Below are 11,966 nucleotides of genomic sequence, written 5' to 3' on the forward strand. Positions count from 1 at the left end.
GTGTCGCACCCGTTGCGGCCGATGACGGGAAGAGGATGAGCGCCACGCCGCCAGCGCCGCCGACCGCGGGCGCCGACCACTCCGACAGGTACTTCCAGGCGCTGCTGGAGTACGCCGGCGACGCGATCGTGGTGGTCGACGCGGCCGGTCGCATAGTGATCGCCAACGAGGAGACCGAGCGGCTGTTCGGCTACACGCGCGAGGAGCTGCTCGGCGAGCCGGTCGAGCTGCTCGTGCCGGTCCACGCGCGGGGGCGCCACACCGCCCATCGCGCCGGCTTCATGAAGACGCACGCGCGCCGCACGATGGGCCGCCAGCTGCCGCTGCGCGGGCGCCGCAAGGACGGCAGCGAGTTTCCGATCGAGGTCTCGCTCGGGCCGCTCGACGAGGGCGGTGAGCGGCTCGTCGCGGCGATCGTGCGCGACGTCTCCGAGCGCGACCGGCTGGAGGACGAGCTGCGCCGCCTCGCCGACCACGACCCGCTGACCGGCCTCTTCAACCGCCGCCGCTTCAACGCCGAGCTGGAGCGCCAGATCGTCGGCGGGGTGCAGGACGACGGCGCGCTGCTGCTGATCGACCTCGACAACTTCAAGTACGTCAACGACACGCTCGGCCACAACGCCGGTGACGCCGTCATCCGCGCGGCCGCCGACGAGCTGCGCGGCCTCGTGCGCGTCGGCGACGTGCTCGCGCGGCTCGGCGGCGACGAGTTCGTCGTGCTGCTGCCGGGCAGCGGCGCCACGGGCGCCGGCCGCCTCGCCGACCGCGTGCTGGCGGCGTTCGAGCGGCGCTCGGCCGGCGACGGCGAGGCGGTCACCGCCTCGATCGGCATCACGACCTTCGGCACGAGCGAGCGCGCGGTGACGGCCGAGCAGCTGCTGGCCGAGGCCGACATCGCGATGTACTCCTCGAAGGAGTCGGGTCGCAACCGCGCCGCGCTCTACGGCCGCGACACCGGCAGCGCCACGCGGATGCAGGACGACCTCTCGCTCGCGAACAGGATCCACCGCGCGCTCGCCGGCGACGGGCTCGTGCTGTACGCCCAGCCGGTCGTCGCGGTGGGCGATCAGACGCCGGCGGTCCGCTTCGAGCTGCTGCTGCGGCTGCGCGGCGACGACGGCGAGGTCCACACGCCCGGCGAGTTCCTGCCGCTCTGCGAGCGCTTCGGGCTCGCGCGCCGGATCGACCGCTGGGTGATCGCCGAGTCGCTGCGGCTCGCCGCCGCCTACCCCGGCGTGCAGGAGCTGGCCGTCAACCTGTCGGCGACCTCGCTCGCGGACGCCGACCTCGCCGACCACATCGCCGCGCAGGCGCGGCGCGCCGGCGTCGACCCGCGGCGGCTGCTGTTCGAGGTCACCGAGACGGCGGCGATCGCCAACGCCGGTGCCGCCTCCGACCTCGCCGCGCGGCTGCGCGCGCTCGGCTGCCGGCTGGCGCTCGACGACTTCGGCACCGGCTTCGGCACCTTCTCGACGCTCAAGACGCTGCCGTTCGACGCGCTCAAGATCGACGGCAGCTTCATACGCGGGCTGTGCGACTCACAGGCCGATCAGGTGATCGTGCGCTCGATGGTGCAGGTCGCCCACGGGCTCGGCAAGACGGCGACGGCCGAGTGGGTCGAGGACGAGCGCACGCTGCGACGGCTCGACGACTACGGCGTCGACTTCGCGCAGGGCTGGCACCTCGGCAGACCGCGGCCGGCGTCTGAGACGTTCGCGACGCTGGCCTGAGCCTCAGCTCGGCGCGGCCGGACGGACGCGGTACAGCGGCACCGTGTGGTCGACGCCGCGCAGCCGCCGGTTCGGCAGCTGCGACCACTGCCAACGGCCGCCGTCGCCGGCGGTCGCCTCGCGCGTCGCGCCGGCCGCCACGACGGTGCCGGGCCGCGCGACGCCGGTGATGCGGCTTGCGAGGTTGACGGGGCTGCCGTACCAGTCGCCGGCGCGGCCGAGCGCCTGACCGGTCGCGACGCCGGCGCGCAGGCGCGGGAACTCCTCGCCCTCGGCCTCGGCAGCCGCGACCAGCTCCAGCGACGACTCCAGCAGCGCGTCGGGATCGGGCGAGACGAGCATCGCGGCGTCGCCGATCGTCTTCACGAGACGGACCGGGGAGTGGGAGCCGGCGACGTCGCCGGCCAGCTCGGTCAGCCGCCGCGCGACCGCGCCCAGCTCCTCCGCCGGGACGCGCTCACCGAGCTTCGTGAAGCCGACGAGGTCGGCGAACGCGATCGACATCCTGACCGCGCCGAGCACGCCGCCGCGCGCCAGCTCGGCGCGCCCCACGACGTCGGTGCGCAGCTGGTCGCGCAGGTGCATGTTGAGGATGTGCTGCATCACGACGCCGAGCTGCGGCCCCAGCTCGGCGCTCGCGGTCGCGTACCGCTCACTCAGCTCGCGCTCGCCGATCCCGGGCTCCAGGAAGGTGTCGCGCACGAGCGGTCGCAAGGTCGCCGCGACGCGTGCCAGCCCCTCGCCGAGCACGCGCGCGACCTCGAGGATCCCCTCCTCCGGCAGGCCGGCCTCGTGGAAGCCCTTCAGCCGCTCGGCCGCCTCGACGTCGCTGGCGGTGAGGACGCGGTCATCGGGATCGGGGCGCGGCAGCCCGAGCGCCTGACGCAGCTTCAGCACCAGCTCCAGCGGGACGCCGGCGACCGCGGCGACCTCGCGCGGGGTGAACTGCTCGGTGCCGAGCATCCGCTCGACCTCCAGCAGCGCGAGGCGGTCCTCGGCGGCGGCGCGGCGCAGCTCCTCCGGTGTGACGCCGGCTGCCAGCAGCCGTTCGAGCAGCGCGATCCGGTCGGCGCGCGAGCGCTCGTCGTCGATCCCCTCCAGCAGCCCCTCCGCCTCGAAGTCCATCCCCGCGGGAGCCTACCGGCGGAGGGCGCCGCGCAGGCGCGGGTGGGCGTCGAGCGGAGGGCGCCGCGCTGGCGCGGGTACGCTGCCGAGCGTGGAAGAGATCGTCCAGACCCCGATCTGGCTCGACCTGCTCGCCGTCTTCGTCGGCGCGATCAGCGGTGCGCTGCTGGCGGTCGTGCGCGGCTTCGACGTCGCCGGCGTCTTCGCGCTGGCGATCGTGACCGGGATCGGCGGCGGCATGATCCGCGACGTGCTGCTCAACCAGCTGCCGGCGTCGCTCGACAACCCCTGGTACCTGGGGACGGCGCTCGCCGGTGCCGCCGCCGTCTTCTTCTTCGCCGGCACCTTCCAGCGGATGGGCGCGGTGATGCTGATAACCGACGCGGTCGTGCTCGGCCTCTACGGCATCGTCGGCGCCGAGAAGGCGATCGCCAACGGCCTCGAGCTGCTGCCGGCGATCCTGCTCGGGATGATCACGACGATCGGCGGCGGCACGCTGCGCGACGTGCTGACCGGCCGCCCGCCGGAGATCTTCCAGGAGGGCGAGCTGTATGCGGTCGCGGCGCTGGCCGGCGTCGTCAGCTTCGTCGCGCTCGACCATCTCGGCGTCGCGCTGACGCTGTCGGTGATCATCGGCAGCGCGATCACGTTCGGGCTGCGCGTCGGCGCCTGGAGACGCGGCTGGAGAGCGCCGACGCCGGTCGCCGCCGACGAGGCGCTGATCGCCCACTTCCAGGCGATCCGCGGCGCGACCGCGCGGCGCGCCGAGAGCGAGGAGGCGGGCGAGCGGGCCCGCCGCCGGCGCCGCTTCCGCCGCGGCAGCTGAGCGAGCGGCCGCGGCCGCCCGTTACGGCGCGACGGCGGTCGCGTCCGCGAACAGGTGCGCGCCGACGCGCACGAGCCCGGCGGCGTCGTGCACGTCCTCATCGAGGTGCGGCACGAGCAGCAGCGGCACGCTCGCGCCCAGCCGCTGCGCCAGATGGGCGACGTTCTCGCGATCGCGCACGGCGAGCGCGTGCTCGTCGGCGAAGCAGGCGGCGACTCTGCGCGCCAGCGGTCTGGAGAGGCCGGCCTCGTCGATCAGCCGCTGCACCAGCTCGCCGGCGTCCTCGTCGCCGAGCTGGTCGGCGTGCACGCGGTTGACGATCCCGCCGCCGAAGGCCATCCGCGCCGCCTTCAGCTTGCGGTGGAAGTAGATCGCTTCGTCGACCGGCTCGCGCTCGGGCGAGGTCACGAGCAGGAAGCGGGTGGCGGGGTCGTGCAGCAGCGCGTCGACCTGTTCGGCGCGCGCTCTGAACCCCTCCAGCAGCCCGCCGAGCAGGCGGAAGAAGGTCGACAGGTCGGTCAGCAGGTCGACGCCGGTGACGCGCTTGAGCGCGCTCAGCACGAGCCCGCTGGTGCGGCCGAACAGCTTCATCCCGAAGCCGCTCGGCTTCAGCAGCGCCTGCAGCGCCCTGCCCTCGAAGAACTGCGTCAGGCGGTCGGGCGCGTCGAGGAAGTCGAGCGCGTTGCGCGACGGCGGCGTGTCGAGCACGAGCAGGTCGAACTCGCCCGTGGCGGCGAGGTCGTGCAGCTTCGCGATCGCGGTGAACTCCTGCGAGCCGGCGACCGCGCCCGACAGCTCGCGGTAGATGCGGTTGGAGAGGATCTCCTCGCGCGTGCGCTCGTCCGGCGAGAGCCGCTCGATCAGGTCGTCGAAGGTCCGTTTGGCGTCGAGCTGCAGCGCCCACAGCTCGCCGTCGCCGAGCGGCGCGCCAGCGGCCGCGAACGGCGCCGGCTCGACGCGGTGGGGCTCGTTGCCGAGCGTGTCGAGGCCGAGCGCGTTGGCGAGCCGCTGCGCAGGGTCGATCGTGACGACGCAGACCTTCAGCCCGCGCGCGGCCATGCCGGTCGCGATCGCGGCCGAGGTCGTCGTCTTGCCGACGCCGCCGGAGCCGCCGCAGATGCAGACGCGGACGCCGTCGAGCCAGCCGGCGACGCCGGGGGCGCTCACAGCAGCTCCTCCAGGCGCTCCGACAGCAGCTCCAGCCCCGCCATGTCGACCGCTGGCGTGAACAGGTACGGCAGCTCGAACGGCGCGCTTCCGAGCCCCTCCGCCAGCCGCTCCACCTGCGCCCGCTGTGCGCGCGCGCGAACGTGCTCGGAGCGGGCCGACTCCAGCGCCGCGCGCACCAGCGGCGAGCGCACGCCATCGACCGCGCCGGCGACGGTCGCTGCCTGCCGCGGCCCGAGCCGGTCGGGCACGAGCGCGTTGACGACCGTCGCCGCCAGCTCGATCCCGGCCTCCTCGCGCAGCCGCTCGCGCAGCGAGATCGTCTCGTTGACCGGCATCTCCTCCGCGAGCGCGACCGCGACGACGGCGGCGAGGCGCGCGTCGGTGAAGAAGGCGTCGAGCGTGCGGCCCTGCGAGGCGATCGGGCCGACCTTCGCGATCTCGGCGAAGGTGCGCGGCGTCAGCAGCGTCGCGAGCCCGTGGCCGGTCGCGGGCGCGTCGACGACGACGAGGTCGTACGGCTGCGCGTCGCGCGTGCGGCGCTGCGGCTGGGCCAGCTCCCACACCTTGCCGAGGGCCAGCAGCTCGCGCATGCCCGGCGTCGCCGAGACGAAGCCGTGGAAGGTGCGCGAGCCGGCGAGCACGTCGCCGAGCGGCCCCGCCTTCTGCTGCAGGTACTCCTCCAGCACGTGCTGCGGCTCGATCGAGATCGTGAAGAGGTTCTCCGCCAGCCGCAGCTCGCGCGCGCCGCTGGAGCCGTCGGCGTGGCCGAACGCGACGGCCGCGCGGTCCTGCCCGGTCAGCTCGGCGATCACCGTTCGTCTGCCGCGGCGGGCGGCAGCGAGCGCGAGCGCGATCGCGACGGTCGACTTGCCGACGCCCCCTTTTCCGGTCAGAAACAGGAGGCGCTTGTCGGAGAGCCCGGACACCGCCCGTCAGCCTAGTCGCTGGGGCAGTCGCGTCGCGTGCGCGCGCGTGCGCCAGGCCGGGGGAGGATTCCCCGTCGCGGCTTCGAATAGAGGCGCGTATGGGTTTCCCGACCTCATCGGAGTCGCCAGTGACCGGCACGGCCAAGGTGATCGCCTTCGCCAACCAGAAGGGCGGCGTGGCGAAGACGACGACGACGCTCAACCTCGCCGTCGCGTTCGCGGAGGAGGGCCATCGCGTCCTCTGCTGTGACATGGACCCGCAGGGCAACCTGACGATGTCGCAGGGGATCGACCCCGACACCGTCGAGACTTCGATGTACGACGTGCTCGTCCATCACACGCCGATCAAGGACGCGATCCGCCGACGCGAGATCGACGTCGCCTGCGCCTCGATCGACCTCGCCGGCGCCGAGATCGCGATGTCGACGCAGATCGGCCGCGAGCGCTCGCTGGAGAAGGCGTTCCGGGCGATCAAGGGCGACTACGACTTCATCTTCATCGACACCCCGCCGAGCCTCGGGCTGCTCACGATCAACGCCCTCACGGCCGCCGACAAGGTGATCGTCCCCGTCCAATGCGAGTATCTGTCGATGCGGGGGCTGCTTCAGCTCCAGAACACGCTCAAGATGATCCGCGAGAACCTCAATCCCAACGTCGACATCGAAGGCATCCTGCCGACGCTCGTCGACACCCGCACGCTCCACGCCAAGGAAGCGATCGAGCTGCTGGAGGAGAGCTTCGGGGAGCGCGTGTTCGCGTCCCGGATCCGCAAGACGGTCCGGTTCGCAGAGGCGCCCGTGCAGGGCATGTCCGTGCTGAAGTACGACCCTGACGGCATGGCAGCGCACGCCTACCGGCAGCTCGCGAAGGAGGTCCTCCACAATGGCGCCCAGTAGACGCACGAGCATGAGGGAAGGCCCGCTCGCGGCGCTGTTCCGCAGAACCGAGGACGAGGGCCTCGACGGCATGGGCGCCGGCACCACGGCTGAGCCCGCCGCCGCCGAGCCGCAGCCGGCGACGCCCGCCGCGCGCGAGATCGCGCCGCAGCCGCAGGCCGCCGCGCCCGCGCGTCCCGCGCCCGCCTTCGACGAGCCGGAGCTGCCGCCGACCCCCTCGCCGCAGGAGCGTCTGCGCCATGCCTTCTCGAACGACATCCCGGACAACATGATGGATCCGCCCTCGGCCTCTGCGCCGGTCACCGCGCCGCACGACGTCTACGCGCGCGTCGAGGACCACGGTCAGGGACTGCCGTCGGGCGCGACCAGCTACGGGATCGGCCGCTCGGCCGGTCCGGTGCTGCGCGTCGTCGGCGTCGGCGGCGGCGGCGTCAACGCCGTCAACCGGATGGTCGAGGCCGAGGTCAGCGGCGTCGAGTTCCTCGCCGTCAACACCGACCTGCAGTCGCTGCAGCAGTCGGCCGCGCACCTCACGCTGCACATCGGCGCCGACGTCACGCGCGGTCTCGGCTCCGGCTCGGACCCGTCGCTCGGCCGTCAGGCGGCGATGGAGGAGTACGACAAGATCAAGGCGCTGCTGAAGGGCAGCGACATGATCTTCATCACCGCCGGCGAGGGCGGCGGCACCGGCACCGGCGCCGCGCCGGTCGTCGCGCGGATCGCGCGCGAGCTGGGCGCGCTGACCGTCGGCATCGTCACGAAGCCGTTCGGCTTCGAGGGCACCCGCCGCAAGGAGCAGGCCGACGTCGGCGTCGAGGCGCTCGCTGCCGAGGTCGACACGCTGATCGTCGTGCCGAACAACCGCCTGCTGTCGGTGCTCGACCGCGGCACCTCGATGGTCGACGCCTTCCGCGTCGCCGACGACGTGCTGCGCCAGGGCGTCCAGGGGATCTCGGACCTCGTCACGCTGCCGGGCCTGATCAACCTCGACTTCGCCGACGTGCGCACGATCATGGCCGACGCCGGCAGCGCGCTGCTGGGGATCGGCATGGGCTCGGGCGAGCGGCGCGCGATCGACGCCGCCGAGCAGGCCGTCGCCTCGCCGCTGCTGGAGACCAGCATGGAGGGCGCGCGCTCGATCCTGCTGTCGATCACCGGCGGCCACGACCTCTCGCTGTGGGAGGTCAACGAGGCCGCCAAGGCCGTCTCCGAGGCCGCGCACCCCGACGCGAACATCATCTTCGGCGCGATGGTCGACGAGAAGCTCGGCGACCAGGTGTGGGTGACCGTCGTGGCGACCGGCTACGGCGAGGTCCGCCCGCCGCGTCCGGCGCGCGAGGAGCGCGGCGCCGACATCGGCGTCCCGCGCGAGCAGCGCGCCTCCGCGAGCAGCTCGGAGGAGCGGCCGTCGCGCACGCGCTTCGCCGACCCGGCCGCGGGCGAGGTGCGCGTCGCGCGCACCAGCGCGCCGCGCGAGCAGCGCTCGCGCGACGAGCTGGACGTGCCCGAGTTCATGCCGTTCCGCTGAGCTGAGCGAGGCGATCTGACCGCGGCGCCGCGGATCTGTCCCCGCGCCGCGGCGGTGCATGGGATGCTGCGCGCGTGAGCGGCAATGGCAAGCAGCGGGCTGGCGGTGGGCGCGGCGTCGTCGCGGCGGGTCACCAGCTGAGCGCCGAGGCCGGCGCCGCCGTGCTGCGCGACGGCGGCAACGCGGTCGACGCGGCGCTCGCGGCGATGCTGACCTCGTTCGCCGCCGAGCCGCTGCTGACCGGCCTGGGCGCCGGCGGCTACATGCTCGTCGTGCCGCCCGGTGGTGGTGAGCCGGTGCTGCTCGACTTCTTCGTCGAGGTGCCGGGCCGCGGCGCCGACCACGACGGGCGCGCCGAACTGGTGCCGGTCAGCGTCTCCTTCGGCGACGCGGTGCAGGTCTTCAACGCGGGCGCCGCGTCGGTCGGCGCCTATGGGATGCCGCACGGCATCTGCGCCGCCTCGCAGCGCTTCGGGAGCATCCCGCTGCGCGAGCTGGTCGCGCCGGCGGCGGCGCTCGCGCGCGGCGGCGTGCCGCTCAACGCCGAGCAGGCGTACGTCGTCGAGATCCTCGAAGGGATATGCCGCCTGTCGCCCGCGGTCGAGGCGATCTTCGCGCCGGCCGGGAGGCTGCTCGGGGAGGGCGAGGCGATCGTGCAGCCGGAGCTGGCGGCGTCGCTGGAGCTGCTCGCCGACGAGGGCGTGCGGCCGTTCTACGAGGGCGAGGTCGCGGCCGCCGTGACCGAGCTGCTGAGCGAGCAGGGCGGGCTGCTGACGGGCGCGGACCTCGCCGCCTACGCGACGGTGGCGCGCGCGCCGGTGCGGACCGCCTACCGCGGCCGCGAGGTGCTGTCGAACCCGCCGCCGTCTGCCGGCGGGACGTTGATCGCCTACGCGCTGGCGCTGCTGGAGGCGGCCGGCGGCGGCGCCGGCGGGCCGACCGCCGACCAGCTCGTCGCGGCGATGGGCGCCGCGCAGGAGGAGCGCACGCCGGAGTTCCTCGACGGGCTCGCGCAGGAGGGCTTCCTCGACCGCTTCCTCGCCGCGCGCCTCGGCTCGACGACGCACGTCTCGGTGCTCGACGGCGACGGCGGCGCCTGCAGCGTCACCTGCTCCAACGGCGAGGGCGCGGGGATCGTCGTCCCCGGCACCGGCATCCACCTCAACAACATGCTCGGCGAGCAGGACCTCAACCCGCTCGGCTTCCACCGCTTCCCGCCGGGTCGGCGGCTGCCGAGCATGATGTCGCCGACGGTCGTGCTGCGCGACGGGCGGCCGGAGCTGGTGCTCGGCAGCGCCGGCTCCAACCGCATCCGCTCCGCGGTCCTGCAGACGATCGTCGCCGTCGTCGACCACGGCCTCGCCGCCGACGCCGCGGTGCGCGCGCCGCGGGTGCACTACGAGGACGGGATCGTCTACGCCGAGCCGGGGGCGGAGACCGCGGCGCTGGAGGCGGCCGGCCACACGATCGCGCGCTTCAGAGCGCTCAACCTCTTCTTCGGCGGCGTGCAGGCGGTCGAGCGCGACAGTCGCAGCGGCGCGCTCTCAGGCGGCGGCGACCCGCGCCGCGGCGGCGCGGCGGTCGTGGCGTGAGTCGTCGTCCGCGCGAGCACCGGAGAGTTCTGGTCGTTCAGCGACCAAGACTCTCCGCTGCTCCTCGCAGGTAGGGTCCCCGCGATGCGCCGTGCCACGCTTGCCGCCCTGCTCGTCTGCCTGCTCGCCGGCTGCGGCGCCGAGTCGGACGACCTCTTCCGCGTCAGCCGCAGCGGCTCGCTGCCCGACGCGCGCGTCGAGATCACGGTCAACGACGGCGGAACAGTCACGTGCGACAGAGGCGAGCCGAGACAGCTCGACTCCAAGCTGCTGCTGCGCGGTCGCGACATCGTCAGATCGCTCGCCGAGGAAGCCCCGTACGAGACGGTCCATCCGAGACCGGCCAACGCGCAGCTGCGCTTCGAGCTGCACACGCTCGACGGCACGATCGAGTTCAGCGAGACCGACGGCGCGCGCGAGCCCGACCTCGGGCGGATGGTCCAGCTCGTGCGCGAGCTGGCGCAGCGGGAGTGCGGGCTGGAGCGTTAGCCCTGCCCGGCCTCTTCGGCCGCCTGCGCGGTGCCTTCCCAGTCGCCGGCGACGTTCTCCAGCCGCTCAGGGTGCTCGGGCGAGTCCTCGCGCGGACGAGCGCCGGGCTGGCTGCGATCGGCGCGCAGCTCCTCCCAGTGCTTGCGCGTCTGCTGGATGTCGTCTTCGACCAGCTGCGACTCGCGTTGCAGCCTGCGGACCTCGTCGTCGAGGCTGCGCTCGTAGGCGTTGATGCCCGCCTGGTCGTCGGGTCTGTCGTCGATCGGTCTGTCAGGGGCCATGCTGCCGGTGTACCCGCAGCGCCGCGCCCGCATGCCGCTGCGAACGCCCTCGCGCACGCGGCGGCCCGGGCCGGCGTCAGGTGAAGCGGACCTTGCCGTTCGATCTCGCCCGCGCCTGTGCGCGCGTGACGAACTCGAGCCGCTTCATCGCGGCGCGGAAGAGGCGCGTGACGAGCCTCACGCGCGCGTTCTCGGAGCGCAGGTCGAGCAGCCCCTGCTTCGCCTCCAACCCGAAGTCGACGGTCGCCGCCATCGCGTAGGCGCCCATCGTCGCCAGCTCGATCGGGTCGGGCCGTCTGTCGGTCGCGCGCTCGACCAGCTCGGCGTAGATCTCGCGCGCCAGCTCGGCCGCCGCCGTGTCGGAGTCCTCGTCGCGCTCCTCCAGGAACTCGACCGTGCCCGCCGGATAGGGCAGCCGCTCCTCGCGCTCGACGATCTCGAACGGCCGCGTGCCGCGCGCGAGCAGGTTCAGCCTGCCGTCCTCCATCCGCTCCAGCACCTCGGTGATCTCGCAGGCGCAGCCGATCGGCCGCAGGCCGTCGTCGGAGAGCCAGACGATCCCGAACTCCTCGCCGCGCTCGATGCAGCGCTCCATCATCGTCTTGTAGCGCTCCTCGAAGATGTGCAGCGGCACGATCTCACCCGGCAGCGCGACGATGCCGAGCGGGAAGAGGGGAAACTGCGGGACGACGCGATTCGCCATGCGGGGGAGTCTAGTGTCGTGAACCGGCGCGGCCGTCGCGCCCGTACCCCGGAGGATGCCCGCTCCCGCCGACACCATCGCGCTCGTCTGGTTCCGGCGCGACCTGCGCCTGCACGACCACCCGCCGCTCGTGCGCGCGCTCGCCGAGCACGCGCGCGTCGTGCCCGTCTTCGTCGTCGATCCGGCGATCGTGCGCGGCCGCTTCGCGTCGGGGCCGCGCACGGCCTTCATGCTCGCCTGCCTGCGCGAGCTGGACGCCGCCCTGCGCGAGCGCGGCAGCGGCCTCGTCGTGCGCGAGGGCAGCCCGGAGCGGGAGCTTCCGGCGCTGGCGCGCGAAGCGGGCGCGAGCGCGGTGCTGTGGGCCAGCGACGCGACGCCGTACGCGCTGGCACGCGACAGACGCGTGCGCGAGGCGCTCGCGGACGCCGGAGTCGAGGCGCAGCCCGGCCCCGGCAACTTCGTCGCTGACGTCGGCCGGCCGCGCACCAGAGGCGGCACGCCGTTCGTCGTCTTCACGCCCTTCCAGCGCGCCTGGGAGCAGCTGGAGCGGCGCCCGGTCCGCCGCGCGCCGAGCGAGCTGCCGCCGCTGCCGTCGAAGCTGCGCAAGGGCAGCCTGCCGGCGCTGGAGGCGCTCGTCGGCAAGCGCGCCGCGGCCGACGCGGCGGCGCTCCGCGAGCCGGCGGCGGAGCCCGGCGAGGCG

General features: G+C 73.9%; 12 protein-coding genes. 7 read left to right on the forward strand and 5 right to left on the reverse strand.

Features of this window, described 5'->3' with window-relative positions; genetic code table 11:
- The first annotated feature begins 35 nt into the window (after positions 1-35).
- Positions 36-1,730: a putative bifunctional diguanylate cyclase/phosphodiesterase gene (locus R7226_RS23255; RefSeq protein ID WP_318599746.1), complete on the forward strand. Its 1,695-nt coding sequence runs from the start codon at positions 36-38 to the stop codon at positions 1,728-1,730.
- A gap of 3 nt (positions 1,731-1,733) precedes the next feature.
- On the opposite strand, the gene R7226_RS23260 is transcribed toward R7226_RS23255, so the two are convergent.
- A complete protein-coding gene (locus R7226_RS23260; RefSeq protein ID WP_318599747.1) occupies positions 1,734-2,855 on the reverse strand; it encodes an adenylate/guanylate cyclase domain-containing protein in 1,122 nt (373 codons plus the stop codon).
- Positions 2,856-2,946: 91 nt separating this feature from the next.
- Here R7226_RS23260 and R7226_RS23265 point away from each other — a divergent pair, with 91 nt between their 5' ends.
- Positions 2,947-3,681 (forward strand): trimeric intracellular cation channel family protein, encoded by a 735-nt coding sequence (locus R7226_RS23265; protein WP_318599748.1) that lies wholly within the window; start codon positions 2,947-2,949, stop codon positions 3,679-3,681.
- 21 nt (positions 3,682-3,702) lie between these two features.
- On the opposite strand, the gene R7226_RS23270 is transcribed toward R7226_RS23265, so the two are convergent.
- Positions 3,703-4,848: an ArsA family ATPase gene (locus R7226_RS23270; protein WP_318599749.1), complete on the reverse strand. Its 1,146-nt coding sequence runs from the start codon at positions 4,846-4,848 to the stop codon at positions 3,703-3,705.
- Positions 4,845-5,777, reverse strand: a complete 933-nt coding sequence (locus R7226_RS23275; RefSeq protein WP_318599750.1) for an ArsA-related P-loop ATPase — start codon at positions 5,775-5,777, stop codon at positions 4,845-4,847. Before R7226_RS23275 ends, R7226_RS23270 begins: the two co-directional genes overlap by 4 nt.
- Before the next feature lie 128 nt (positions 5,778-5,905).
- On the opposite strand from R7226_RS23275, the gene R7226_RS23280 reads away from it, so the two are divergent.
- From R7226_RS23280 to R7226_RS23295, 4 genes are all read left to right on the forward strand, one after another.
- Positions 5,906-6,673, forward strand: coding sequence for a ParA family protein (locus tag R7226_RS23280; protein WP_318599751.1), 768 nt, complete (start codon positions 5,906-5,908; stop codon positions 6,671-6,673).
- A gap of 376 nt (positions 6,674-7,049) precedes the next feature.
- Positions 7,050-8,201: a cell division protein FtsZ gene (gene ftsZ / locus R7226_RS23285; protein WP_404827894.1), complete on the forward strand. Its 1,152-nt coding sequence runs from the start codon at positions 7,050-7,052 to the stop codon at positions 8,199-8,201.
- A gap of 74 nt (positions 8,202-8,275) precedes the next feature.
- Positions 8,276-9,793, forward strand: coding sequence for a gamma-glutamyltransferase family protein (locus R7226_RS23290; RefSeq protein ID WP_318599753.1), 1,518 nt, complete (start codon positions 8,276-8,278; stop codon positions 9,791-9,793).
- Between the two features lie 84 nt (positions 9,794-9,877).
- Positions 9,878-10,282 (forward strand): hypothetical protein, encoded by a 405-nt coding sequence (locus R7226_RS23295; protein WP_318599754.1) that lies wholly within the window; start codon positions 9,878-9,880, stop codon positions 10,280-10,282.
- Here R7226_RS23295 and R7226_RS23300 read toward each other — a convergent pair.
- Together R7226_RS23300 and R7226_RS23305 are read right to left on the reverse strand one after the other, a co-directional pair.
- Positions 10,279-10,563 carry a hypothetical protein gene (locus R7226_RS23300; protein ID WP_318599755.1) on the reverse strand — a complete coding sequence of 95 codons (285 nt, stop codon included), beginning with the start codon at positions 10,561-10,563 and terminating at the stop codon, positions 10,279-10,281. The genes R7226_RS23295 and R7226_RS23300 overlap by 4 nt on opposite strands.
- A 76-nt stretch (positions 10,564-10,639) precedes the next feature.
- A complete protein-coding gene (locus R7226_RS23305; protein WP_318599756.1) occupies positions 10,640-11,266 on the reverse strand; it encodes an LON peptidase substrate-binding domain-containing protein in 627 nt (208 codons plus the stop codon).
- 55 nt (positions 11,267-11,321) lie between these two features.
- On the opposite strand from R7226_RS23305, the gene R7226_RS23310 reads away from it, so the two are divergent.
- On the forward strand, positions 11,322-11,966 hold a 645-nt coding region (locus tag R7226_RS23310; protein ID WP_318599757.1), incomplete at its 3' end, for a deoxyribodipyrimidine photo-lyase.

Source organism: Conexibacter stalactiti (genome assembly GCF_033542075.1).
GTDB classification, from domain to species: Bacteria; Actinomycetota; Thermoleophilia; order Solirubrobacterales; family Solirubrobacteraceae; genus Conexibacter; species Conexibacter stalactiti.